Source organism: Chungangia koreensis (genome assembly GCF_042651785.1).
GTDB lineage: Bacteria > Bacillota > Bacilli > Bacillales_A > Planococcaceae > Chungangia > Chungangia koreensis.
Genome location: NZ_JBHSEC010000019.1, coordinates 279,764 through 303,182 on the forward strand (window position 1 = coordinate 279,764; position 23,419 = coordinate 303,182).

Genomic DNA, 23,419 nt, shown 5'->3' on the forward strand with positions numbered 1-23,419 from the left:
GGGTGGTCTTATGAGGGAAATATCACTGGGGCTTTTAGCGTCATTATTCTTTGCGGTCACTTTTGTATTGAACCGTTCCATGGAACTGTCAGGCGGAAGCTGGCTTTGGAGTTCGTCTCTCCGATTTCTATTCATGCTGCCCTTCCTCCTACTGATTGTCACTATCAGGAATGGAACCGGTCCGGTATTTCGAGAGATTAAGGAAAAGCCTCTTCCTTGGTTAAGTTGGAGCATCGTAGCATTCGTTCTTTTTTACGCTCCATTGACCTTTGCTTCTGGCTATAGTCCCGGTTGGTTAGTAGCGGGAACTTGGCAGCTGACGATCATTGCGGGGGTATTGCTCGCTCCGTTCTTCTTCGTGAAAAGGCAGACGATGTATGATGAACAACTAATCAGACAGCAAATTCCGGTGAAATCCCTTTTGACCTCGTTGATCATTTTAGTTGGAGTTGTTTTGATTCAGCTGCCGAATGCCCAGTCAACTGATGTACGGTCTTTTTGGCTTGGTGTATTGCCAGTAGTGGTTGCAGCATTCGCTTATCCACTTGGCAATCGAAAAATGATGGAAATTTGCGGAGGGAGACTGGATCCATTTCAGCGTGTGCTTGGCATGACACTTATGACAATTCCAATTTGGCTGATTTTTGCCTGTTATGCCTTGGTGACAGTGGGGGTTCCTTCTTCAGGACAAGTAATCCAGTCCCTTATTGTCGCTATCAGTTCCGGCGTAATTGCGACAACTCTATTCTTCATGGCGACTGACCGTGTAAAAGATTATCAAGGAAAACTGGCAGCGGTCGAAGCGACCCAGTCAACTGAACTTCTTTTTGCCATTATGGGTGAGATGATTCTTCTATCCCTCCCTTTGCCTGGACCTATAGCGTTAGTAGGAATTGTGGCGATTGTAATCGGTATGTCCATTCATAGTATGATCACCGCTAAAGAAGAACGCAAAAAAACGCCCGTTGCCGCATAGGCACGGGCATTTTTTATGTTAAGGAATATACAATTCCCGAACTTGGATGACGTGCCCATTTGAAATGTAAAACTCGAAAAAGAATTGACGGGATGGATTAAATTCTCCAATAGTCCTAACTTCCATATCAGTCCCGTTCAGAACGAATAGAGTTAATTCTTCTGCAATCGGAAAAGATTCAGCTTCTTCCTTATCATTGATGATTTCAAAACCATTCGGGGCATCTGGACTTTCTACTTTCTCAGCAAAATCTATCGATATGAAATCATTCTCCGCCTCTCGAATAAAACCTGTCCGGATTTCTATATCTGGCAAATGAACAATTAAGTCATCCAGCATTTGCTGTTGTCTTCTCAACTCACCGTAACCTAAGCCATCATGACTCATGATCATTTGCTCTAAAATCTCCATGTTCTTTTGGGTATCGTTCAACTGATCCTTTAGTAAACCGAGTTCCTCTTTAAGTTTCGAAATTTCTTTTGATTCCTCCGCTACTTGACTTTGCAGATTTTCCGGCTCTGACTCTGTACAACCCGTAAGAAATAAAAGGATACCACTAAATAAGATATACAACTTTTTCATCGTTCTCACCCTCTATAAGTTTGTATAGTTTATTCGGTGAGTGGATTAATAAACCCTGCAAAAACAAAAACACTGTAGGACATTTCACCTGCAGTGTTTCAATATACTTATTTAACGGATTCTTCTTCCAATATATCCTCGACCACGCTTTCCACTTCATAGCGAGTCATTTTCTCTTTCCCTACCTTCATCACTTTCAATGTGTTTTCGGCAAGTGCTAATGGTATCTTGCAGAATAACGTAATGCTTCGGTTTTTTCCTTTGATATCCCTCATATATTCTTTTGCCAAGTTCAGGTTTTCATCAGCATAGTGGAATAGGTCAGCCCTTGACCAACCATCAGGCAAATAACTTACTCCTCGTTCAGCATCCTCTTCCTGGTTTCGAAGGATGTTGACGATTTGCAGCCCTCGTCCATATCCAATCGCCAGCTCTCTGTCGGCCTCAATATTAGCATGCCATTTCCAAAGATCAGATAACATGACCCCTACAAGACCAGCTACATAATATGTATAGTCATCGAGATCTTCTTTCGTGTTAATTTTCCAATTCCGCTCAGTCCACTTCGCCATCCCGTCTGCCATCTCGGCAGTCGATTCTGCCACCTTCCGGACAATCTCAGCGGGACAAACCGCAATCCAATCACCAAGGCGAAGCGTTACTTCCGGCAATACATCGCGGTATGGAGTCATCAAATCCTCATATTCGTCAGCATCAAAGCCTTCACGTAATAAATCAGCGGTTCTGCGCAACAATAATTGTTTCGTTTCACTCTGCATTTCCGGATGATCTTCGATTTCATCGATGGCTCTCATACAGAGATATGCGGAGGAAACAGCTTGCTTTAAATTGCCTTCCAAAAAATTAATCGGTATATTAAACGTTCTGCTGGTCTTTTTAAGAATTGCTTTCGCATCTTTTTGTAATTCACTTAATTTACTCATAGCGTTCTCCCCATTTCTAAGAATGGTTATTCTTCATATTCCACTATATATTGTACCCCATAATCCCAAATCATTGAAAATTTTTGAACAAGCCCAAAACAAAAGATCCATCCCTCGAGGAAATGGATCTTTCAACTTATACGATACCAAAAAATGTGTATAGTGCAATGACAACAAACACAGCCAATGTTTTGATCAGCGTGATAGCAAAAATATCTTTATAGGATTGTCTATGAGTTAATCCGGTAACAGCCAACAGTGTAATAACCGCTCCGTTATGCGGAAGCGTATCCATACCACCGGAAGCCATGGAAATAACACGGTGCATGACTTCAGGATCGATATTTGCTGCGGCGATCATCGCATTGTATTTGTCTTCCATTACACCAAGGGCAATCATCATTCCACCTGATGCGGACCCTGTAACACCAGCGAGTGTACTTGTCGTAACAGCCCCGTTCACAAGAGGGTTTGTGAACAAGCCACTTAGTCCATCACTAATCTTGGAGAAGCCAGGTAATGCAGCAATAATTCCGCCGAAACCATATTCAGATGCAGTATTCATTACAGCCAACAATGATCCCGCGATACTTACATTCAAACCAGCTTTGAAATCCGTTTTTACACGTCCCCAACCATAGATCAACGCCGTAATAATACCTACGATTAATGCAATTTCGACAGACCAAATGGCCGCACTTGCTTTAACGTCAACTGAGTATGCATCAGCATTGTATCCCATTACGCTTAACGCTGTAAAATCGAATCCGCCTTCGTACCATTTTGGAATTGCTCTCGTTAAATACAAGTTTAGGAGAGCTACCGATAATAATGGTACAAACGCTAATACTTGTCTAAGTGCTGAAGGATTATACGTGCTCTGTTGAATGTCTTCCCCTTTGTCCTTTTCAGCTTTTAAAATCGTATCATCACCAGGCATGCCATAATAGCCTTCGCCTTTACGTTTAGCTTGTCTCTTACGCCATTCTAAGTATGCTAAACCAGTTACCAATACGACTAAACCGCCGATAATCCCCAATACTGGAGCAGCGTAAATCGTTGTTCCGAAGAATTGAGTCGGAATTACGTTCTGAATTTGCGGCGTCCCAGGAATCGCATCCATCGTAAAGGTGAATGCTCCAAGAGCAATCGTTGCAGGCATCAATCGTTTAGGAATATCTGCTTCTTTGAACAATTGAACCGCGAACGGATAGATTGCAAATACCGCAACGAATAAGCTAACCCCACTATATGTAAGAATTGCGCCAAGCAATACAATCGTTAGCATCGCTTGTTTCGGACCGATTAAACGAACAATCGTTTTAGCGATTGATTCGGCGATCCCGGACATCTCGATTACTTTCCCGAATATAGCACCTAATAAGAATACCGGGAAGTAGCTCTTAATGAAGCCGACCATCTTTTCCATGAAAATACCGGAGTAGAATGGCAAGATGTTAGATGGGTCGATTAATGCTACAGCTAACAGTGCACATAGAGGTGCGAATAAGATGACAGAAAAACCGCGGTATGCAGTGAACATTAACAGACCTAAAGCTAATAGTATAATAAATAAATCCATACTGTTCCTCCTATTTATTAAATAGAATAAATATGTTCGAATAGTAACAATATCTCATCTGTCACAATTTTGTCAATGAATGCCCTTACAGTTTAAAAATTATAATTATTCCAATAAAACAAAGAAACACTTAGGCTCAGAATATCCCAAGTGCTTCCTTACCTCTATTTATATTCTCCTAATATATCAAGCGCCTTTTCTGTTAATGAAGTATCAATCGCATCCTCAAAGTCGAATTCTCCTTGGATGGCACCGTATTCTTTATACATTTCATATTGTGCTTTAATATCATCAATGCGCATTTGTCCGTTCGGATCAAGACCGGTAACATTCACTTTTTCCCAAAGTGCAGGATCCTTCAATGCTGTATGCATCGTCATGATTTCGATAATTTCATCTTTGCCGTCACCCTTAACGAATGCATCATTATAATCACGAAGACCTTTTAAATAAGCCAACATGAAGCGCAACGACACATCTTCCTCTTCCTCCATGAATTTTGGAGAAGCGAGCACCATGGCAATTTGAGAATCAGGGGCAAAGTCTGTAGCATCTTTAAACCGTTCATGGATACCATTTGCTACACCTTGTGCTATAAGTGGTTCAATATTTAGAGCTAAATCGATTGAACCATTTTCAATCGCACCAAGCATGCTGCCGAAATCAGACATTAACACAAATTCAACATCATCGTCTGTCAGTCCGGCATGCTCTAACATTCGTTTATAAATATACCAATCCACCCCATATTCAGAGGAAACTGCAATTTTCTTCCCTTTTAGATCGGCGTAATCTTTCACTTCATCCTTTACGTGATTGCCAATGACAAATGTAAAATACGACTTTCCTGGGACATTATGTCCTTTGTCCGCTACAATTCGGACATCAATTCCTTGTGCAATCGCATTAAAGAAAGAAGCTGTTGATATTCCGCCAGCGATATCCACTTCTCCCGCGGCCAGAGCAGGAAGCATATCGTCACTGTTTGCGAATTGGGCAAATTCAATTTCTATGTTATAGTCGGCAAAATAGCCTTTTTCCTTTGCGATGTAAAAGCCCGCTCCCGATGCTGCCCCATCTTCTGCCACAACAACGGTTACCTTCTCCTTCAATGGCGCTAAATCGCCGGAAGGATTCTCTCCAGACTGATCAGTAGGCGTTGGTGTTGCCGTCTCCGAACAACCAGATGCGACTAACAGTAATGCCGCTAACGGGACCAACACACCTTTAGACAACCATTTCCTCACTATTTCCCCTCTATTCCTCATTATTTTCTCGATTTTTGTACTTCATCCTGAAGATGTTGCCAAATCTCTAAAAAAAGACCTGCCATTTTCTGATCTGCTCGTATTTGTTCCATCGTCCTCGGCCTTGGAAAGTCAATGCGTATTTCTTTCACGATTCTTCCAGGCTGAGAGCTCATTAATAAGATCCGATCACTTAACAGCAAGGCTTCATCGATACTATGAGTAATAAATAAAACCGTCTTTTTTGTTTCCTCCCAAATTGAAAGTAGTTCTTCCTGAAGGATGAATTTATTTTGTTCGTCTAAGGCTGCAAATGGCTCATCCATTAGTAAAATCTCTGGATCATTTGCAAAAGCTCGCGCAATGCTGACCCGTTGCTTCATTCCCCCTGAAAGTTCTTTCGGATAAAGGGAAGCGAACTTTTCCAATCCTACTTTTTTCAAATAGTAGGCGGTCCTTTCTTTCACTTCACTTTCCGGCACCTTTCTCATCTTGAGACCAAACGCTACGTTTTCTTCCACGGACAACCAGGGGATCACACCACGCTCCTGAAAGACCATCGACTGCAGCGGGCGGTCTTTCTCTCCAGATGCTATGTCGAAGGAACCGACACTGGGGGTTTCAAGATCAGCTAAAATACGGAGTAAAGTCGTTTTGCCACAACCACTGGGTCCTATCAAACACACAAATTCCCCATCTGTAATATCCAAGGTGATTCCCTCAAGAGCTGTTACACTGCTTCCCTTCTTATAGAAGGCTTTCGTTACATCGCGTATGGCAATCTTAGTTCCGCCCACTGCGTCACCTCCACGGTAATATTTTCTTTTGAAGTCCCCTTAGTCCAATAGAGAACAGATAGCCAAAGAAGGAGATCATGATGAGTCCCACGAACATTTCCTTCAACAAAAAGGCTTTATAGGAGGTCCAGATCAAGTAACCGATTCCTGACGTTGCACCCATCATTTCTGCGGCGACAATAGTGAGTAAAGCTATGGCCTGCCCCATTTGGATTCCCTCCATCATGACTGGCAAGGCTCCTGGAAAAGCAATTTTCATAAAATAGTCTTTTGAGCTTGCACCATAATTTTTCGCTACATCCAAATAGATCGAATCTATATTCATAACGCCAGCTGCAGTGTTGATTACAACAGGAAAGAATACACTTCCTGCAATAGTCACGACTTTAGAGACGTCACCGATTCCAAATAGAATAATGATAATCGGCATGAGTGCAAGGGTCGGGATCGGCATGAGCGCCATCACGATCGGGGAGAAGAAATGGCGAACAGGTGAGTAAAGGCCCATTAAAAGGCCAATCACAATTCCCGGAATCACGCCTAATAGGAAACCGGCAAAAATTCTGTATAGGGAAACACTAATATGTCCGAGCAATTCACCGCTGACCAGCAAGTCGTAAAACGTTTGGATGATCGCAGTCGGGGGTGGAAAGAAACGTGCATCGATTAGTCCGGTTCTCGATAAAAACTCCCATAGTAGTAAAAGGAAAATCGGCGAAGCGATCGTCAAGCCTTGTTTTAACCGTTCCGTTAACTGTCTTCGTTTCCACTCCTGCTCTTCAACTACTGCAGGGTGTGCAGCTTTTCTCATTTCTTTGCCGCTCATACTTCACCACCTCTTCCCTCGCATAATATGTAGGCTATGGGTGAAGTGTGTAGGCCCAGTAATCGAAAAAAGACCCGAAAATTCGGGTCCTTGTATTATGTATGGTTACAACCTAAGTTCGCCGCGTCCTGCGGCAACGGTTGCATGACCTGCCTCGTGCAGGACTAAGTTCGCCGCGTCCTGCTGCTCCACCGCTTCGCTCGTCGCAAAATTGCTGGGAAGCAAATTCAGGCAGCTATTTGGCAACGGTTGTCTGACCTGCCTCGTGCAGGCCTAAGTTCGCCGCGTCCTGTCTGCTCCACCGCTTCGCTCGTCGCAAAATTGCTGGGAAGCCAATTCAGGTAGCAATTTGGCAACGGTTGCATGATCTGCCTCCTGTAGAAGGTTATTTTACTGATTGAAAGCGCTTGTCATTCGAGAAACGAAGTCCGGCAGGTAAGAACGCCGCGTCCTGCGGCGTTACCTGCATTAGCACATCCTGTGCGTCATAACGAAGAATGCGAGCGCTTTTCAACAATAAAAGACCCGGATTTCTCCGGGTCCTGATTGCACTTAATCCTTCATGAAATTAGAACTGTCTGGCTTTCGCTTCACTTCTCAAGATTTTATTGTGCAGAGATATCTCTGTACGTCCATTTACTTGAGACTTCTGGTGCTTCTGCCTTGTCCAGTTGTGATGAATCTGCTGAGATTTCGGATCCAAGTGTTCCGGATTTCCCATCTGTATCACCCTCTGCTTCATGTTGGATTTCAAAAGTGAAATCTCTATTAATATGGGTTGATTCTTACTTTTCATCCGAGGAATTTTTTGTCAATTCCTCACACAGCTTTGTGAGACTTTTCATGAAGGCTAAGTCGTCTTCACGTTGTCTTTTTTTCGGTCCTTTCGTACGGCCACCAGCTTGACGGACTTTTTTTGAAACATGCCTCATCGACAGTAGCCGATCAATATTGTCATCGGTATAAAGGCGTCCGTTCTGATTAATTGCATAACCTTTTTTAGCAAGCACCATGGCGGCAAGTCCGTAGTCCTGGGTGACAACAATATCGCCTTTTCCCATCTTATTGACTAAGACAAAATCGACTGCGTCCATTCCTTTCGAGACCATCACCGTTTCTGCACCTTCCCGTTGCATCATATGGGACGTATCGCAGAATAATTGCACTTTCAGACCGAACTTGCCTGCCACCCGGATCGTTTCATCCACTACCGGACAGCCATCTGCATCGACCAAAATGTTTGGCATGACCTCGCCCCTCTTATCTGACGTGTATTTCTATCTATAATATATGCTTACGCACAACAGATTCCATCAGCTTTTGACCTCATCATTTTTAGGCTCATCCACTGTTGGAGTAGGTGGCGGCTGCATCCGAGGTTTTTTCTTCTTGTTTGGATCTATTTTCTGCCATTTGAAGATTTTGTTTAAGAAACGGAAAATTTTTCCTGATTCTTTTGCGGCAAGAGGACCTAAAATGGCCATAATCAGCACATACAGTGCCGAGAGAGGTTGCAACATCGGTGATAAGCCAGCTGCCAGTCCCAAATTGACGACAATGATGGTGAACTCTCCACGAGCCATGATGGTTAATCCGATATTAGAAGAAGCCCGATGAGATAGGTCTGCTATTCGGCCAGCCCACATACCGGCTATGAAATTAGATAGAACCGTGATTACCGCTGCACCAAGTGCAAGCCAAATCGCATCGCCTAACATTGTCGGATCAATACTCAAACCAAAACTGAAGAAGAAGATTGCACCGAAGAAATCCCGGAATGGCAATACCATTTTTTCGATTCGTTCCGTATGATCTGTTTCCGAAAGCATTAAACCAAATAATAATGCTCCAATCGCTTCAGCAACGTGTAAAGTTTCTGAGAATCCGGCGACGAAAAACAGTCCGGCGAAGACCACTATGATAAAGCTTTCATTGGAAGTGATGGATAAGAATTTGTTGAATACTTTTACTCCTTTCTTAGCGAGGACGAAGAATAGAAGCATGTATCCAATAGAAATGAGGACTGAAATAATCGTACTTCCAGTTGAACCGTCGCTCATGAGGATTCCAGACATAATTGAAAGGAAAAGAGCGAGGAAAAGATCATCAAAAAGGATGATACCTAAGATTAATTCCGTTTCTTTATTTCCTGTTCTCCGCAAATCAACGAGAACTTTCGCTACAATCGCAGTCGATGAGACAGCCATCATCCCACCAATAATCAACGACTCAAAGAGTGGCATCCCGATGAGGAATCCATATGCGAGACCTAAAAAGAAGTTTAGCGAGACATAAAGGGTCCCACCTTTTACAATATTTTTACCTGACTTCACTAACTTATCTACCGAAAATTCCAATCCAAGATAGAATAGTAAAAATAGGACTCCAATTCTGCCTAAGAAGTGGATCATGTCATCGCTTTGTATGAACGTAAGGTCAATAAAACCAATTACAGGAGCATGAGGACCTACCAACATCCCAAGTATAATCAGGAATGGAATGATCGAGAATTTCATCTTACCCGATAGATACGCCGCCAAAGCAACAATTAGCAGGGCAACTCCGACTTCGAGTATGAGGTCATCACCCATTCATCATTCCCCCTTATTCGTAAGAAGTTGGTTATATGTGCTCTTGACGTCCTTTCTTTCCCCGGAAATGATCAACGTATCGCCCGCTTCGATCAATGCATCCGGTCCCGGCGACAAAAGATTTTGTGTGTCTTTTTTAATAATCGCTATGATGGTCACTTTGTAATTGTTACGCACATCCAATTGTCCAATTGTCTTTCCCGCAATTTGTGAACCTTCGTATACTTTGAACCATTCAATGATCAAATCATTGAATGCGACATTGATTGATTCCAATGCTTGAGGACGATAGACCATTCCTCCGATAATCGCCGCAAACTGTCGTGCTTCGGAATCGTTAAATGTTACACCCGAGATGCTTTGCTCATCATCATCATCGTCATAATGATAAATTTCACGTTTTCCATCATCATGAATGACGACGACTACTTTATCGTCCGTTTCAGTAATTGCCTCAAACTTTTTGCCAATACCCGGCAAATCACTTTCTTTTACATTCATTCGGTTTATTCCACCTTCCCGTTATCTTTTGCGTTCATATGCAGCTTTTCAATCAGCCGGTTGACCTTTCCGTCTTCAACGGAATCTTGCAAATCATGCAGTGACTGCAACGTTCCCTTTATCATAATCACAAGTCCGTCTTCCTCGACAAAAGCTATATGATCGCCTTCTTCGACATCTAACACTTTACGGATTTGTTTAGGGATTGTAATTTGTCCTTTTGAACTTAGTTTGGACAATTCCACTTGTTTGTCACTTCCTCGCAATAAAATTCCTTACTTTCCTTACTTATTATATCATTATTTAAGTAGAGGGAAGCTGATTGTACGCCTTAACTCGCCGTATTTCTTTCACTCCCTGCTTACCGTATAATGGATTTATTATGAGTATGTTAACAAAAGAACAAATTCACCAATTAAATATGTATAGTGTCCGCCTTGAAGAACCGTCTATACCGTTGTTTAGTATAGATGATCTCATGCATCACAAGACCCATGAATGTATGGTTGCAATTGAAACCATTAGCAAATCTCCAAACAGAGTAGTTGCTGCTTCATATTTTATGAGACGTTGGGGTATGTTTATTTCCATGCAGTTTTATTTGTTGACCTCCTCAAATTTAATATGGGACGGTCAGAATCGAGCGGTATTTGCTGTAGTAGAGGAATATGGATTAAAAACAATCGGGATTTTCGTGAAAGAGGAGGATTTCCGTGAAGTTAGACCGGATGAGCGAAAAGCAGTCATCCATACTATTTTGAAGAACCAATGCCATGACGTCATTATGAAGATCAGGCAGACATGTTCCGTCTCCCCACTGACATTATGGGAAAATATTTTCGGCTATTTAATCTGGCATTATCATGTTTTCCTTTCAACACCCCTCAATACTCAAAACGCGTACAAAGATTGGGAAGCACTTTGTTGTGATGAAGTCTGGAAGGGGATCTCCAGTAGCTCCCGTTTTCAACTATATACCGGAGGAAAAGAACCATCTCAATTACTGAATGGCCCTGTCCGTAAATCTTGTTGCTTCTCTAAAGACGTACCTGGTCTAATGAAGTGCACCTTTTGCCCTTTAAGCGATTAAATGCCTGGCATCAAATGATTATGCCAGGCATCAAATTATATAAATTTACCGTAATCCGGTTTCGCGATCTCATCAAAACCTCGGGTCAATAACTCTAAATTTTCTGCAAGCCATTCTCCTGCTACAGGTATTCCATGACCTGTCACTGCACATGCTGGCTTCAACGCATGCAATTTCTCTACGGATTCCTTCGATGCCTTCCAGTCAGTCGTCAAATACCTTGGCGGCCCGCTGATTTCCAAATCCTGCGTAAAGACCCGATAAAGTGATTCTTGTTTTACCGTTACAAACGCGTCACCTGCAATCAGAGCTCGATCGTGTTCACGAAACAGCGATACATGTCCCTCCGTGTGGCCCGGTGTATGAATCCAACGCCAATCCGGCATGGATGGTACTGAACCGTCTAAAGGAAGGGGCTGAACATGTCCACTCAAGTCAATCCCCTCATTCGGGAACATTTGGGACATTTTAGCTACCATACCGCCTTGAACCGTGGAGTCGGGCTTAGGATAATTCTTTTCTCCGGTAACGTAGGGAAACTCTAATGAATGGATGTAAACCGGAACTTGCCAACGGTCGACCAATTCAATAAGCGCTCCTACATGGTCGAAATGACCGTGAGTCAAAATAATCGCTTTCGGCTTAGCGCCTTCACCAAACCGTTCCTCTGCCGCTTCGATGATTTTATTTGCAGACTTTGGCATGCCGGCATCTACGAGCACCCAATCATTTGGCCGATCCGGTAGTCCAACAAAGATGACATTCACTACCTGAATCGTAAAACTATACAGATCGGGCGTTATTTCAATCCCTTCCCCACTATTAAGCGAGGTCATCGGGATAAAACGTTCAGTCGATGAACTCGCATTTTTTTCCTCCATCCACTTTTCCCTCCTCTACCTTTACCCTTATCCTTTCCCATTATAGGATTCTCAAAACCATCACTAAGCACTAGTTTTAAAACATTCAATATGATAAAATTCAAGTAGTCATTCATTTTGAGGAGGCAACATCTTGCAGACATTCCATGAAATTTTACATACATCTTCAGCCCATCTTAATGCAATACGGGACAAGTCGGTGGCACTTGTTGTCACTTCACCACCTTATCCGATGATCGAGATGTGGGATGAAATTTTCATTAACCAAAACCCTTCCATCGGCGAGGCTTTACAACATTTTGACGGTAATCAGGCTTTTGAACTGATGCATGAGACACTTGACGCGATTTGGGAAGAGGTAGATCGGAAAATAATTGACAGCGGGTTTGTGTGCATCAATATCGGGGATGCCACCAAGACGATCAATGGACAATTTCAGCTCTATCCTAATCATGCGAGGATCATTCGAAAATTTTCGGAGATGGGCTATTCCGTTTTACCAGATATCATTTGGAGAAAACAAACGAATGCTCCGAACAAATTCATGGGGTCTGGCATGTACCCTGCAGGCGCATATGTGACTTTTGAGCATGAATACATTTTAATCTTCCGTAAAGGAGGAAAAAGAGAGTTCAAATCAAAAGATGAAAAGCAAATGCGGCAAGAAAGTGCATATTTCTGGGAAGAGCGTAATGTGTGGTTTTCTGACTTATGGGACATTAAGGGAACTGGTCAGCAAATGAAAGTAGAAAAAAGCCGGGATCGAAGTGGGGCATATCCATTCGAACTCGCTTATCGATTGATCAATATGTATTCCGTCAAGGGTGATACAGTTTTAGATCCGTTCGTTGGCACGGGAACGACTATATATGCCGCAATGTGCGCCGGAAGAAATAGTTACGGTGCTGAAATTGATATGGAACTCGCGTTAAGTATCGCCCAAAATGCAGGAACAATCCAGAAGAGTTTGAATACAATCATTCAAAATCGACTTGATCAGCATATCAAGTTCGTCCAAACCGAAGAAGAAAAAGGGAAAGACAAATGGTACATCAACTTGCCTCATCAGTTTAAAGTTAAAACTAAACAGGAAATGAACCTTTCTCTCCCCTTCATTGAGAATATTCTTTCGATGGATAACAAAGTATTTGTCACTTACTCAGGTAATACACCATCAGGAACATGAACGATATAATCATCACCGCTTTTTTCATATTGAATGATCGGGACTTCAATTTTTTCGTTTAGTTTTTTCATATACGTATATGTCGTCGGCTTAATGGAAACCGGATTTCCTCCAATAATTCCATCGATCCCCTTGCTCTCTTCTGCCGGGGTGGAAGCACGATATTCCGTTTCCGCCAACTCGGCCACTTTTTGGATGATTGCTTTTTGAACATACAGTCCATGGAAGGTTTTGGTGACAATTAAATCTTCTACCCATAAACGAATCAGGTCTTCGTCAATAAGATTGATAGCAGCTTTAAAGTTGTCAACTTGTACTTTTATCTTCTGCGTCGCCTCATCCATAGTGTTCGGATATTTATCGGTATACCATTGTTTCCAGCCTTCAATTGAATGATGCTCCGTTTCCATCACATACTGTTGGAATAGATCCGATAATTGTCCGACATTCCTCGGACGGGTAGCATGAGAATTTTGGTTTGCGACATTCATTAGCTGCGTCGTATATTTGGGGAACTCTACCGTTGGAGCGGCGTTCACTTTTTTGATAAATCCCCTGCTGATTTTAATTGTTTTCATTTGGATCACTCCTATGCAATATATATTTACACTATAACCCTCTGTTTTATCTGTCAAAAGAGAAAAACTTCCATACGGGCATTTATGCTTTCGCACGGAATGCCCGTATGGAAGTTTTCAATGCAGCATATGTACCGACTGCCACTCCTCCGTAAATGAACCCCATAAATATTCCTGCAGAAAGGTTCTCCCGATGACTGATAAAAATTGAAATAGCCAAACCTAAAATCGTGGCTACGCTCGGGACATAAGCAGGTTTTACGTTAAATATCTTTTTAATAATCCACGTTAAAAGAATCACTACGGGGATTCCCCAAATCGCGTCCCATACATTCGTGTGTATGACGGGAAATTCAGATAGCATGGCAAGGCTCCTTTTTCCTTACTATGCTGCAGTTAACTTAATTTATACGGAATGGCTTGGCAACAGTCTCGCTGCAGCCAACCTTCTGTATAGAATAATCCCGACAATTGCCGAAACTGTAGCTTTTAAAATATCAGGAATGATGAATGGCAGCATGCCACCCTTGAACGCACTAATCCAGTCCAAATGTGCAAAGAACATTAGCCAAACTGTTCCGATTACTAAAACCAACATTGCCCCAATAATATTCGCAGACAAAGAAGCAATCGTTGAATACCCTAATTTTTCAACCATCCAACCGATCAAATAGGCTGCTGGAATAAAAGCGACAATGTAACCACCGGTCGGTCCAAAAATGACGCCAAGTCCGGACATCATGCCGCTATATACCGGAACACCGATGATGCCCATTAATACATAAAGGAGCACTGAAATCGTTCCATATCTCTTTCCTAAAATGGTGGCAGTCAACATTACCGCAAGTGTTTGTCCCGTAAATGGAACTGGCGGAATTTTAATCGTAATTTGTGCGGCAATCCCTATAATTGCTGCAAATAAAGCAGATACAATCAGCATTTTCAGATGTTCATTTCTCATATGTACAACCCCCACAAAAAATGTGTTAACCTAATAATTAAATTAGTTAACACAAATACTATAATCTTATTTACCGTCTATCGTCAATATGCTGAAGTGTTTTTTTCATAAAAAAACCACCCATAAGACAGATTTGACTTATGGAATGGCTGATTCAGTTTGTTTTCTGTTCTTTTAAAAGGTCTCTGATTTCCTCCAATAACTGTTCTTTCACGTCCACTGGCGGAGCTTCTTTTTCCACGTTTTCCTCCTCTTTACGCTTAAATTTCATTAGCAACCGGATTGCCAAGAAAATGGCTCCTGCGATAATGAGAAAATCTATGATGGATTGGATGAAAACCCCATATAATATTTCCGCATCCCCAACTTGAATTTTCAAACCTGAAACATCGATACCTGTCATTAAAATGCCAAGAAGCGGGGTCAAAATATTTTCGACGAAGGAAGAAACTATCTTACCAAATGCAGCACCGATGACGACTGCAATGGCCAAGTCAAAAATATTACCCTTGAACGCAAAAGCTTTAAAATCATTCCACATAATGAATCTTCTCCCTATAATTTAGTAGTAATAGTTTAACTGAAGAGACAGGTTAATAGGTGAATTTCTTACTTGTTTTTAATTGCGCATTAAAGTCATATTGAAACCATAAGAAAAAGGATGTCCATTTCGATTATGGACATCCTTTTTTCATTCTACTTCTTTCGTAACTGCCTCCCGTATTTCCACTCGCCTTGCGTAAATGTTTTTCAGGATGACCTTACCTACTGCATATGCAGGCATTGCAACCAAGATGCCGATGAATCCTGCAATATTACCCGCAGCCAAAATCACCGTAATGACAGTTAACGGATGGACATCCAGAGCACGGCTCATAACACGGGGAGAAATGAAATTACTCTCAACCTGTTGTGCTACCAGCATAATGATCGCTACGTAGATTGCCATCTTCGGCTCTTGCAACAATGCAATGACAAGTGCAGGGATAACTGAAATATAAGGACCGATGAACGGGATTACATTCATAAACATACCGAAAATCGCTAATAGAAGAGCGTATTCCAAACCTATGATTAAATACCCAATCAATAACAGAATTCCGACGAATACACTGACCGTAACTTGTCCGCGTATGTATGCCTGCAAAGTGGAATCGATATCAGCCAACAACTTGCGAACCCACTGGCGTTTGTCGCCGTGGAAAAACTTTGCAATGAACGGCGCCAGCTTTTCATGATCTTTTAACATATAAATAAGGAAGAATGGTACTAAGATCAGAACAAGTACAACTTGGAACACACCTTGAAGAATGTTGAATATACCGGTTCCGATTCCGACGATAATATTTTTAATCTTCGTTTGTGCAGCTGTGAAGGAATCATTGATTGTTTTTTCGGCTTCGTCTGGAAGCTTATCTTTTTGATTCCACACATTCTTCGACATTTTCTGAATGTCATCCCACATCTCTGGCGAATTATCGGCCAACTCATTAACCTGGGCAGTCAATGGTGGTCCTACGATTGAAACAAAGATCCACAATGCTCCAACAATCACGCCAACAATCGTTAGGATACTTGCCCATCGTTTAAACTTCCATCTTCGCTCAAGCTTTTTGAGCATCGGTAAAAACAGATAGAAAAGCACTCCACCTATTAATAACGGCAAGAAAATAGTTTGTGCAATGATAATGATGGGGTTAAATATACTTCTAATTTCCGCAAATAACCGGATGATCAGCATAGCGAGTAGGATCCCCACTCCAAGCTGGAACCATAATTTATTCGTCAATGTAATTCACGCACCTCGATAGATAGTAATGCTATTTCTTACAGTATACCTTTCTCTTACGCTTGAAAGAAAAGAAAGTTTCAATACTACTAATTTATTATGCCCAATAATGTTATATTCCGAACCTCTCTTGAATCGTTTTTTCTGCTGTATCGATCGTTTCTGCAATTATTTGAGATACCGTCTGCCCTTCCTTCAGCAGCCTCAATCCCTGCCCACCCCAAAGGGACATATACTCCGCCTCTGAAGCTCTCTTGGCAGCAGCACGAATATCATTTGTTATTGTATTTTGCGAAGGAAATGGGAGTGGCTCAACGCCGGAATCCTCGAACTTTTCAATAAAAGAATTTCGTATTCCCCTTGCTGGTCTTCCTGAGAAATTTTTTGTCAACTGCGTACTCGTCTCATCGGCCCGTAATAGGGCTTCTTTATATGCCTGATGTGCTGTCGACTCTATTGAAGTCAGGAAACGTGTACCCATTTGGATTCCATCCGCGCCGAGAGAAAGTGCAGCTGCAAGTCCTCTCCCGTCCATAATTCCACCGGCTGCCACTACAGGCACTTTCACCGCATCGGCCACTTGCGGAACGAGTGCAAATGTCCCTACATTTGCTCCATTCGGATATTTTCCAACGTCGAAAGTACCACGGTGTCCTCCCGCCTCGCTTCCTTGCGCTACGATAACGTCTGCGCCTCTTCGTTCAGCTTCAACCGCTTCCTCTACAGTAGTCACCATGGTCATAATCTTCATCCCAAGATCCTTTGCCTTTTCGGCATGCCGCTCCGGCAAACAGCCAAACGCCGTACTGATGATAGGAACTCGTTCCTCAAATAACACTGTCATCTGTTCCTCAAACAGATCAGGACTTCTGTAAAGGGCAGATGGTTGTATGCCGAATTTCTCCCTGATCGGGTTAAGTACAGACTGGACCTCGTCAAGCCGCTCGAAGTCATCCGTCAAGTTAACCGAAAAGAGATTTACTGCGTAGGGACGATCGGTATTAGCCCGGATTTTTTTGACGGCTTCGCGTATCTCTTCCGGTTTCATATAGGCTGCTCCCAGCGTTCCCAAACCTCCTGCATTACTCACACCGAACACCATTTCAGGAGATGTGATTCCCCCAGCCATCCCCGCCTGGATGATTGGAAGTTCAATCCCTAACCGTTCGCAAAGTCTCGTTCTCCATTTCATATAACCACACCCCTTTCATTTCCCTAAGTATAAATAAAAAAGCCCCCAAGAGGGAGCAATTCCATTTATAGACTTAAGATAATGCGATTTTTGGAAGGGTCGGCGGTTACATAAACATTGCCTTCTTGTTCGACCGTATAGCCGAGGGAGCGGACAGATTCAACTGCCTGTTGTAGGACTTTGTCGTCTCCATAAACTAGTGTATACGAATGGAGACCGACACTGTTTGCGCTTTTTGGTGGTGCACCTTCCCCTTGCCATGTGTTCACGGCGATATGGTGATGATACTTGGCAGTAGCTAAGAAGTTGGCATTTGGATATTGGGACACAACTTCAAAGCCGAGCCCTTTCGTATAGAATTCGGTTGCTGCATCAACATCACCAACATGCAAATGGATATGGCCCATCAACGTGTCAGCAGGCAAGCCGGTCCATGGCTGTCCGCCTCCAGCATCCAATACACCTTGTGCATCCAAGTATTCTGTTGCCATAACAACCAGGTTATTATTCCAAGCCCATTCTTCCGGTTCGCGGTCACGGTATACTTCAATCCCATTTCCATCCGGATCGTTGAAGTACAAAGCTTCACTCACCAAATGGTCGGAAGATCCTGGTCGGATTCCGTTCAATAATAGATGCTGAAGGAATCTTCCTAAGTCGGCTCTTGTCGGAAGCAAAATAGCCATATGGTATAGACCTGACCGGTGAGGTTCCTTCGGTGTTACTCCTTCAGGCTGTTCAACCGTTAAAAGAGCTGTTTTGCCGTCTGCTGTCAAAGCAGCTTTCCGGTCTGTACGTTCCAATGTTTTGAAACCTAAAATTTCTTCATAAAATTGAACCGATCTATTTAAATCTTCTACATATAAGTGGACATTATTTACATAAGTATGTGGTTTACGATGAAATTGCATGAGATTCCTCCTGATTTTATAACGGTAGCAACCAAAAGAACACAGGAATGTAGTGTTCATGTTCACCGTTAGTTACTTTATGTAACTTATTATATTTTAGTAAACCGATTATGTCAATCCCCTTACCTTTTCTAAAAAGGAGGCTATTTCCTCTTTGCTTTTCAATACAATGACCGTTTTTCCCTCTTCTTCATATCGCCGTAGACGATCAGCCATTTGATTTTTTCGTCTTTTGTAAGTAGTGATAATGAATTTCAGAAATTGTACATCCAGTTTCTCTGTACATCCTTCCCCTAAATCAGGTCGGGTAGTCCCGCGATTCATCCAATACCGCTTAAAAACCCGATATAAGCATATTCTTAAAGGCAGCTCCAAATAGATGACAGTATCTGCGTGCCTCTCTCTCACGTCATACGAATTACTATAGTTACCGTCGATGACCCATCTCTCCATCAGAACTACTTCACGCTGGGCATCCTTGAACTCTTCAACACTCGCCTCCACCCAGCCAGGCTTCCAAAAGAGAGAATCTAAATGTACAGCCGGTATATTCAAGGCTTCCCCCAAATTCTTGGCAAATGTGGATTTCCCTACTCCTGAAGATACACCGATCACCATAATCCGTTTCAAGTCCGTATACCTCCCAATAGCCGGATCCATGGATGACCCGGTTGATGGATTTCTAATGATTTCAATAGCCATATTCGATCTTTATCATTTAAAACATCTCTCAGCACAAGGAAGTCAGCATGATCCATCTCCCTCAAGTGCTTCGCTTTATACAGAAGCACAATAACGGGAATCAAGTATGGAAAACTATCGGTAGAGTTCTCGATAACCCGTCCCGCATCATAGTAAATTTGAGGTTCCCTACGGAAGAGCCAGTTCCCATCCTTTGATTCATTTAACAGGATCTCAATATCCTGTTCTCCATTTGAAGCGTGGAGTTCATGCACTGGCAATATTAGCTCTTCTCCTGACCATTCAATCAGCTGACCATTGACCACTTTTCGGAACGCAAACGAATTCAAGTATTGTTTAAGTTTGAACTGATCATGACGAAACACGGCAATCTCTATGTCTGAATGCTCTCGTGTCAATCTGTTAACGTGCAGATCAACCGCCCATCCCCCGGCAATTGCCCACGGTCGATCAAACCCGGACATCAACTCTTTAATCTTCTTGCATGGTTCGAACATTTCTACACCCCCAACTCGAAAAAGGAGTGACCTAATCGTCACTCCTATGTCTTTTCATTTTATTCAATTAAATTCACGTGTACAATACTTAAAGCGTTCCAACATATTTTAGTTCAACAGCCTCTTTTACGTCGTAGGAGCCGTCCAAAATTGCCTGAACGTCCTTCAATGTTTCCGCCAAGCTGACCGATTCACCTTTCTGGCCTGTAAATTCTTCAGCTACGTAGAATGGTTGCGTCAAGTAAGCCTCCAGGCGTTCCCCGCGCTTATAGATTTGTTGTTCAGAAGCAGGTAGTTTCTCAAAGCCGCTAACTAAAACTAAAGAACGTAATTCACGGTATCGTCTCAATAGCTTTTGAGCACGCTGCTGAATAAAGAAGTGATTCTGATCGATATGGGCTCCTTCCAATACAGAAGATGTCGACTGTAGTGGGTTAACAGCCGGGAACAAATGTCTTGCTGTCAAATCCGCATCGAACTGCCATGCTGTTTCAAGTGGTCCATACGGTAAATCTTCATCCATTGCCTGACCGCTAAGATCCAACAAAAACGTAGTGACGTTATCTATGCCTACTGATGATAAACGTTCTTGCAATTCATAGATCGTCCCTTTCGCCACATGACTTTTGTCTGCAGCAAAGATGATATCTTTTCCTGCCCCCGCCATTTGTCCATATGTTTCCTCCATTGAGTTTGTAACAGCATCAACATATGGAAGAACCTCTTCAATTTCCGGTGGGTTTCCTTCAGGCATAAGCAACATCGTAAAGAACCCCTCTCCTTTTAAGCGGCAGAATACTTCCGATAAAAGGACAAGCTGTCCCATCCCAGGTCTCGCAACTAATCCGACAGTCCCCCCTTTTGCAAGTGGTGCAAACAGATCCAATGCTTTGATCTTCGTTTCGATCATCTCAATCTTCTCCCCTCTGATTATGAGTTCATCTAAACTGCACTTCGCCAAATCTGCAAGGGCCACCAATGTCCGGACTTCGGATTTCCCTACGGATATTTTCCCCGTGCATAAGTTAGATACTGTAGCTGGACGTAATCCGACCGCCTTTGCAGCACTCGTTAAATTTGGCACTCGTCTTCTTAACAATGAAACATTTAAACGCAACTCTTCATTTTCCATGATTTTCTCCCTCCCTTATTTATAGAGTAATTTATTTTACGCTTTAATGCAATTAATATTTACTCTTTGGCGTAATTATTTTTACAAAAAGAAAAAATTTGACTATATTTCGTCAAACTTTTAATCGTAAAATGTCATATGCGGTTTTGTTTCACGGTAATAATCCAAACGGTCTGCCAACGTACCCATGTGGAATTCGAATTTGTGACCATCGGGGTCCACAAAATAGATAGAATTCCGATCCCGTATATCCCGCTCTCTTCCTGGTAGTAACTTTACATTAAATTGTTTCAACCGCTCCATGATCATCTCAAAGTCTTCCTCACTTACGGAAAACGCAATATGCGTGTAGCTTTCCCGGATTTCATTTCGAGGAATGTCCTTTTCTTCATTCAGCCCGAACCACATTCCCTCAACATCCAAGTATGCTGTCGTCCTGCCTTTTACAAGAAGTTTTCCTCCAAAGACGTTACGATAGAACTCAATGGAGTGCTCCAAATCACTGACAGAAAACAAGAAATGATTAATCCCTTGAATCATATTAACAAGTCTCCGAGGCTTGTATGTATGAAATTCCGATAGCTTGGCACCACGTCTCCTGGCAACTGATGCAATGGGAAGTAGCGAAGATCCATAGTTTCTACCCCATCCTTCAATAATTCCCCCGATACTTCTCTTGTCATATACACGGCTGTCACGGAGTAAAGCTCGTCTCCATTGGCAACTTTCAAATAATAGTCTTTCCCAGAGAAAAGACCAACCAGCTTTAACTGCTCGACTGTTAGTCCCGTTTCTTCAAATACCTCTCTGGCGGCTGTTTCTTCCAAACTCTCCCCTAATTCCATGATTCCGCCTGGCAAACCCCATCCACCACCGTCACCACGTAACTGAAGAAGTACTTCATCCTCTTCATTTAATATGATTGCAACGGCTCCTGGCAAAATAAGCGGTCGATGTCCGACGACTTTCCTCAATTCTTTCACATATCCCATTTTTCATCCCCCTTAAGCATCGTTCATGAAATAACATTGAATATTGGGTATGTTAATACTGTCTACGAAATTTGTTCGTACTTCAATAGAAAGGTGGGAATTTTCTTGAAATTCGTTGGTGTCTCCGGTACATTATCCGGTTATAAAGTATTAAAAGTCGTTCATGAAGTACTGAAAGCAGCTAAGAAGATTGACCCTTCAATCGAAACAGAAATTATCGATTTAAAAGAGTTTGACGTGGAATTTGCAACGGGGGTTCCGCTCTCTTATTACAATGAGGATACTCAAAATATCGTACATAAGATTTTAGATGCGGATGTGCTGTTATTCGGCATGCCGGTCTATCAGGCTTCACTACCTGGTGCTTTAAAAAATGTATTTGATCTCTTGCCCATAAAAGCATTTAAAGGAAAGGTAGCCGGATTTATCTCTACCGGCGGCTCTGAGCGTCACTTCATGGTGGCCGAATACAATTTAGTTCCCATTTTGCATTATTTCGAAGCTATTACACCTACGAAGCATATTTTTGTTCATAACGATAAGTTCGATGAAGACAGCGATCTGATTGATCAAGGAATATACCGTCGCATTGAGCAACTGGCAGAAGAAATGGTCGACCTCCAAAAGAAACTATCTTCGCACCCATAGAGGTGGATCAGGTTATCGACAAAAAGTATTTACTGGAGCAATCGCTCCAGGCGTACGCTTTCCGAGGGCAAGCACCGAGCCGCTTCAGGCCGACACGATGTCGGTGCGATTTTTCTTTTTTTACCTAAGTTCGGAAGGACAAACATATATATATGGATGAAGTCTGTTTTTAGGTGGGAATCCATGTACACATTCCGTAAACTTATGGCCATAGTTGTTGGCAGTCTGTTAATTGCTGTTGGTGTCAACTTTTGCTTAGTTCCTTACGAGCTCCTTGACGGTGGTGCACTCGGTGTCGCACTCATATTCCATTACTTAAAAGACATTGAAGTCGGGTTGGCAATTTTAATGGTCAGCTTACCCATCTTTGCTATTGCCTATTTTTTTCACCGTCCATTCTTTTTCAACGGACTGAATGGAATGCTCTTTTCATCATTGATCATCGACTTTTTCTATCCTCTCCATATCCTTGGCGAACGCTATATGACTGTTCCGATTGTTAGTGCCGTGGGAGGTGGACTATTAGTTGGATCAGGAGTCGGGCTAATGTTGGTCTATAACACGAGTATTGGCGGGACTGATCTTTTTGCTCAACTGATCGCTAAGCATCTACGCGCAAATCCAGGCGTGATCATTTTTCTGGTCGATGTATTGGTTATTTCCATCGGCAGTTATTTACTGCCGGCCGCCAACTTTTTGCTTTCGCTTGCGACAGTCTGTTGTGTCGGTGCATCATCGACTTTCATCGTCAGACGATACTTTAGGTTATAGTTTAATCTTCCTCTATTCAGGAAACAGTATTAGAATACTGGAG

At 42.5% G+C, this 23,419-nt stretch carries 29 protein-coding genes; 5 read left to right on the forward strand and 24 right to left on the reverse strand.

Translation table 11 applies throughout. The features are described from left to right. The first annotated feature begins 10 nt into the window (after positions 1 to 10). Complete coding sequence (locus ACFOZY_RS10500) at positions 11 to 976, forward strand: DMT family transporter (protein WP_378155152.1); 966 nt, start codon at positions 11 to 13, stop codon at positions 974 to 976. A gap of 18 nt (positions 977 to 994) precedes the next feature. Here ACFOZY_RS10500 and ACFOZY_RS10505 read toward each other — a convergent pair whose 3' ends face one another. The 11 genes from ACFOZY_RS10505 to ACFOZY_RS10555 all read right to left on the reverse strand — a co-directional run bounded on the left by ACFOZY_RS10505 (position 995) and on the right by ACFOZY_RS10555 (position 10,291). Next, positions 995 to 1,558 (reverse strand): hypothetical protein, encoded by a 564-nt coding sequence (locus ACFOZY_RS10505; RefSeq protein ID WP_378155154.1) that lies wholly within the window; start codon positions 1,556 to 1,558, stop codon positions 995 to 997. A gap of 107 nt (positions 1,559 to 1,665) precedes the next feature. Next, complete coding sequence (locus ACFOZY_RS10510; protein ID WP_378155156.1) at positions 1,666 to 2,502, reverse strand: squalene/phytoene synthase family protein; 837 nt, start codon at positions 2,500 to 2,502, stop codon at positions 1,666 to 1,668. Positions 2,503 to 2,638: 136 nt separating this feature from the next. Beyond that, on the reverse strand, positions 2,639 to 4,084 hold the full coding sequence (locus tag ACFOZY_RS10515; protein ID WP_378155158.1) for a GntP family permease: 1,446 nt from the start codon (positions 4,082 to 4,084) through the stop codon (positions 2,639 to 2,641). A 164-nt stretch (positions 4,085 to 4,248) separates the two neighbouring features. Then, on the reverse strand, positions 4,249 to 5,331 hold the full coding sequence (locus tag ACFOZY_RS10520) for an ABC transporter substrate-binding protein (protein ID WP_378155160.1): 1,083 nt from the start codon (positions 5,329 to 5,331) through the stop codon (positions 4,249 to 4,251). 20 nt (positions 5,332 to 5,351) lie between these two features. After that, positions 5,352 to 6,128: an ABC transporter ATP-binding protein gene (locus ACFOZY_RS10525; protein WP_378155162.1), complete on the reverse strand. Its 777-nt coding sequence runs from the start codon at positions 6,126 to 6,128 to the stop codon at positions 5,352 to 5,354. Positions 6,129 to 6,132: 4 nt separating this feature from the next. Further along, a complete protein-coding gene (locus ACFOZY_RS10530; protein WP_378155164.1) occupies positions 6,133 to 6,954 on the reverse strand; it encodes an ABC transporter permease in 822 nt (273 codons plus the stop codon). Positions 6,955 to 7,522: 568 nt separating this feature from the next. Then, positions 7,523 to 7,675 (reverse strand): YpzG family protein, encoded by a 153-nt coding sequence (locus ACFOZY_RS10535; protein ID WP_378155166.1) that lies wholly within the window; start codon positions 7,673 to 7,675, stop codon positions 7,523 to 7,525. A gap of 64 nt (positions 7,676 to 7,739) precedes the next feature. Next, positions 7,740 to 8,201 carry a YaiI/YqxD family protein gene (locus tag ACFOZY_RS10540; RefSeq protein WP_378155169.1) on the reverse strand — a complete coding sequence of 154 codons (462 nt, stop codon included), beginning with the start codon at positions 8,199 to 8,201 and terminating at the stop codon, positions 7,740 to 7,742. Positions 8,202 to 8,267: 66 nt separating this feature from the next. Continuing rightward, a complete protein-coding gene (locus ACFOZY_RS10545; protein ID WP_378155172.1) occupies positions 8,268 to 9,545 on the reverse strand; it encodes a cation:proton antiporter in 1,278 nt (425 codons plus the stop codon). Between the two features lie 3 nt (positions 9,546 to 9,548). After that, positions 9,549 to 10,046 (reverse strand): cation:proton antiporter regulatory subunit, encoded by a 498-nt coding sequence (locus ACFOZY_RS10550; protein WP_378155174.1) that lies wholly within the window; start codon positions 10,044 to 10,046, stop codon positions 9,549 to 9,551. A gap of 5 nt (positions 10,047 to 10,051) precedes the next feature. Continuing rightward, positions 10,052 to 10,291, reverse strand: coding sequence for an AbrB/MazE/SpoVT family DNA-binding domain-containing protein (locus ACFOZY_RS10555; protein ID WP_378155176.1), 240 nt, complete (start codon positions 10,289 to 10,291; stop codon positions 10,052 to 10,054). Positions 10,292 to 10,428: 137 nt separating this feature from the next. Between ACFOZY_RS10555 and ACFOZY_RS10560 the strand changes: the two genes are divergently transcribed. Continuing rightward, positions 10,429 to 11,136 (forward strand): hypothetical protein, encoded by a 708-nt coding sequence (locus ACFOZY_RS10560; RefSeq protein WP_378155178.1) that lies wholly within the window; start codon positions 10,429 to 10,431, stop codon positions 11,134 to 11,136. A gap of 35 nt (positions 11,137 to 11,171) precedes the next feature. Here ACFOZY_RS10560 and ACFOZY_RS10565 read toward each other — a convergent pair whose 3' ends face one another. Further along, positions 11,172 to 12,017 (reverse strand): MBL fold metallo-hydrolase, encoded by an 846-nt coding sequence (locus ACFOZY_RS10565; protein WP_378155180.1) that lies wholly within the window; start codon positions 12,015 to 12,017, stop codon positions 11,172 to 11,174. A 133-nt stretch (positions 12,018 to 12,150) separates the two neighbouring features. Between ACFOZY_RS10565 and ACFOZY_RS10570 the strand changes: the two genes are divergently transcribed. Then, positions 12,151 to 13,203: a DNA-methyltransferase gene (locus ACFOZY_RS10570; protein WP_378155182.1), complete on the forward strand. Its 1,053-nt coding sequence runs from the start codon at positions 12,151 to 12,153 to the stop codon at positions 13,201 to 13,203. On the opposite strand, the gene ACFOZY_RS10575 is transcribed toward ACFOZY_RS10570, so the two are convergent. The 12 genes from ACFOZY_RS10575 to ACFOZY_RS10630 all read right to left on the reverse strand — a co-directional run bounded on the left by ACFOZY_RS10575 (position 13,173) and on the right by ACFOZY_RS10630 (position 21,957). Then, positions 13,173 to 13,781 carry an MjaI family restriction endonuclease gene (locus ACFOZY_RS10575; RefSeq protein WP_378155184.1) on the reverse strand — a complete coding sequence of 203 codons (609 nt, stop codon included), beginning with the start codon at positions 13,779 to 13,781 and terminating at the stop codon, positions 13,173 to 13,175. The genes ACFOZY_RS10570 and ACFOZY_RS10575 overlap by 31 nt on opposite strands. Before the next feature lie 82 nt (positions 13,782 to 13,863). Continuing rightward, the gene (locus tag ACFOZY_RS10580; protein ID WP_378155186.1) at positions 13,864 to 14,145 is read right to left on the reverse strand and encodes a hypothetical protein; all 282 of its coding nucleotides are present in this window, start codon (positions 14,143 to 14,145) and stop codon (positions 13,864 to 13,866) included. 42 nt (positions 14,146 to 14,187) lie between these two features. Then, positions 14,188 to 14,742: a biotin transporter BioY gene (locus ACFOZY_RS10585; RefSeq protein WP_378155188.1), complete on the reverse strand. Its 555-nt coding sequence runs from the start codon at positions 14,740 to 14,742 to the stop codon at positions 14,188 to 14,190. A gap of 154 nt (positions 14,743 to 14,896) precedes the next feature. Then, a complete protein-coding gene (gene mscL / locus ACFOZY_RS10590) occupies positions 14,897 to 15,283 on the reverse strand; it encodes a large conductance mechanosensitive channel protein MscL (RefSeq protein WP_378155190.1) in 387 nt (128 codons plus the stop codon). 150 nt (positions 15,284 to 15,433) lie between these two features. Further along, positions 15,434 to 16,531 carry an AI-2E family transporter gene (locus ACFOZY_RS10595; RefSeq protein WP_378155192.1) on the reverse strand — a complete coding sequence of 366 codons (1,098 nt, stop codon included), beginning with the start codon at positions 16,529 to 16,531 and terminating at the stop codon, positions 15,434 to 15,436. Between the two features lie 112 nt (positions 16,532 to 16,643). Further along, the gene (locus tag ACFOZY_RS10600) at positions 16,644 to 17,723 is read right to left on the reverse strand and encodes an NAD(P)H-dependent flavin oxidoreductase (RefSeq protein ID WP_378155194.1); all 1,080 of its coding nucleotides are present in this window, start codon (positions 17,721 to 17,723) and stop codon (positions 16,644 to 16,646) included. Positions 17,724 to 17,788: 65 nt separating this feature from the next. Continuing rightward, the gene (locus ACFOZY_RS10605; protein WP_378155196.1) at positions 17,789 to 18,634 is read right to left on the reverse strand and encodes a VOC family protein; all 846 of its coding nucleotides are present in this window, start codon (positions 18,632 to 18,634) and stop codon (positions 17,789 to 17,791) included. Positions 18,635 to 18,742: 108 nt separating this feature from the next. Then, the gene (locus ACFOZY_RS10610; protein ID WP_378155198.1) at positions 18,743 to 19,264 is read right to left on the reverse strand and encodes a P-loop NTPase family protein; all 522 of its coding nucleotides are present in this window, start codon (positions 19,262 to 19,264) and stop codon (positions 18,743 to 18,745) included. Continuing rightward, complete coding sequence (locus tag ACFOZY_RS10615) at positions 19,261 to 19,833, reverse strand: nucleotidyltransferase domain-containing protein (RefSeq protein WP_378155200.1); 573 nt, start codon at positions 19,831 to 19,833, stop codon at positions 19,261 to 19,263. The genes ACFOZY_RS10610 and ACFOZY_RS10615 overlap by 4 nt, the downstream gene beginning before the upstream one ends. Before the next feature lie 88 nt (positions 19,834 to 19,921). Further along, entirely contained in the window at positions 19,922 to 20,965 is a 1,044-nt protein-coding gene (locus ACFOZY_RS10620) for an ATP synthase beta subunit C-terminal domain-containing protein (protein WP_378155202.1), read from the reverse strand. A 120-nt stretch (positions 20,966 to 21,085) separates the two neighbouring features. Then, on the reverse strand, positions 21,086 to 21,505 hold the full coding sequence (gene fosB / locus ACFOZY_RS10625) for a metallothiol transferase FosB (protein WP_378155204.1): 420 nt from the start codon (positions 21,503 to 21,505) through the stop codon (positions 21,086 to 21,088). Continuing rightward, positions 21,502 to 21,957 (reverse strand): NUDIX hydrolase, encoded by a 456-nt coding sequence (locus ACFOZY_RS10630; protein WP_378155206.1) that lies wholly within the window; start codon positions 21,955 to 21,957, stop codon positions 21,502 to 21,504. The genes fosB and ACFOZY_RS10630 overlap by 4 nt, the downstream gene beginning before the upstream one ends. Before the next feature lie 105 nt (positions 21,958 to 22,062). Between ACFOZY_RS10630 and ACFOZY_RS10635 the strand changes: the two genes are divergently transcribed. Beyond that, the gene (locus ACFOZY_RS10635) at positions 22,063 to 22,605 is read left to right on the forward strand and encodes an NADPH-dependent FMN reductase (RefSeq protein WP_378155208.1); all 543 of its coding nucleotides are present in this window, start codon (positions 22,063 to 22,065) and stop codon (positions 22,603 to 22,605) included. A 183-nt stretch (positions 22,606 to 22,788) separates the two neighbouring features. After that, positions 22,789 to 23,376 (forward strand): YitT family protein, encoded by a 588-nt coding sequence (locus ACFOZY_RS10640; RefSeq protein ID WP_378155210.1) that lies wholly within the window; start codon positions 22,789 to 22,791, stop codon positions 23,374 to 23,376. Positions 23,377 to 23,419: the final 43 nt, after the last annotated feature.

Excerpts from the sequence above, each read along its gene's own strand:
- ACFOZY_RS10500 (WP_378155152.1), top strand. The coding sequence starts at position 11 with ATGAGGGAAATATCACTGGGGCTTTTAGCGTCATTATTCTTTGCGGTC.
- ACFOZY_RS10505 (WP_378155154.1), bottom strand. The coding sequence starts at position 1,558 with ATGAAAAAGTTGTATATCTTATTTAGTGGTATCCTTTTATTTCTTACG.
- ACFOZY_RS10510 (WP_378155156.1), bottom strand. The coding sequence starts at position 2,502 with ATGAGTAAATTAAGTGAATTACAAAAAGATGCGAAAGCAATTCTTAAA.
- ACFOZY_RS10515 (WP_378155158.1), bottom strand. The coding sequence starts at position 4,084 with ATGGATTTATTTATTATACTATTAGCTTTAGGTCTGTTAATGTTCACT.
- ACFOZY_RS10530 (WP_378155164.1), bottom strand. The coding sequence starts at position 6,954 with ATGAGCGGCAAAGAAATGAGAAAAGCTGCACACCCTGCAGTAGTTGAA.
- ACFOZY_RS10535 (WP_378155166.1), bottom strand. The coding sequence starts at position 7,675 with ATGGGAAATCCGGAACACTTGGATCCGAAATCTCAGCAGATTCATCAC.
- ACFOZY_RS10540 (WP_378155169.1), bottom strand. The coding sequence starts at position 8,201 with ATGCCAAACATTTTGGTCGATGCAGATGGCTGTCCGGTAGTGGATGAA.
- ACFOZY_RS10545 (WP_378155172.1), bottom strand. The coding sequence starts at position 9,545 with ATGGGTGATGACCTCATACTCGAAGTCGGAGTTGCCCTGCTAATTGTT.
- ACFOZY_RS10550 (WP_378155174.1), bottom strand. The coding sequence starts at position 10,046 with ATGAATGTAAAAGAAAGTGATTTGCCGGGTATTGGCAAAAAGTTTGAG.
- ACFOZY_RS10560 (WP_378155178.1), top strand. The coding sequence starts at position 10,429 with ATGAGTATGTTAACAAAAGAACAAATTCACCAATTAAATATGTATAGT.
- ACFOZY_RS10565 (WP_378155180.1), bottom strand. The coding sequence starts at position 12,017 with ATGGAGGAAAAAAATGCGAGTTCATCGACTGAACGTTTTATCCCGATG.
- ACFOZY_RS10575 (WP_378155184.1), bottom strand. The coding sequence starts at position 13,781 with ATGAAAACAATTAAAATCAGCAGGGGATTTATCAAAAAAGTGAACGCC.
- ACFOZY_RS10580 (WP_378155186.1), bottom strand. The coding sequence starts at position 14,145 with ATGCTATCTGAATTTCCCGTCATACACACGAATGTATGGGACGCGATT.
- ACFOZY_RS10585 (WP_378155188.1), bottom strand. The coding sequence starts at position 14,742 with ATGAGAAATGAACATCTGAAAATGCTGATTGTATCTGCTTTATTTGCA.
- mscL (WP_378155190.1), bottom strand. The coding sequence starts at position 15,283 with ATGTGGAATGATTTTAAAGCTTTTGCGTTCAAGGGTAATATTTTTGAC.
- ACFOZY_RS10600 (WP_378155194.1), bottom strand. The coding sequence starts at position 17,723 with ATGAAATGGAGAACGAGACTTTGCGAACGGTTAGGGATTGAACTTCCA.
- ACFOZY_RS10605 (WP_378155196.1), bottom strand. The coding sequence starts at position 18,634 with ATGCAATTTCATCGTAAACCACATACTTATGTAAATAATGTCCACTTA.
- ACFOZY_RS10615 (WP_378155200.1), bottom strand. The coding sequence starts at position 19,833 with ATGTTCGAACCATGCAAGAAGATTAAAGAGTTGATGTCCGGGTTTGAT.
- ACFOZY_RS10620 (WP_378155202.1), bottom strand. The coding sequence starts at position 20,965 with ATGGAAAATGAAGAGTTGCGTTTAAATGTTTCATTGTTAAGAAGACGA.
- fosB (WP_378155204.1), bottom strand. The coding sequence starts at position 21,505 with ATGATTCAAGGGATTAATCATTTCTTGTTTTCTGTCAGTGATTTGGAG.
- ACFOZY_RS10630 (WP_378155206.1), bottom strand. The coding sequence starts at position 21,957 with ATGGGATATGTGAAAGAATTGAGGAAAGTCGTCGGACATCGACCGCTT.
- ACFOZY_RS10640 (WP_378155210.1), top strand. The coding sequence starts at position 22,789 with ATGTACACATTCCGTAAACTTATGGCCATAGTTGTTGGCAGTCTGTTA.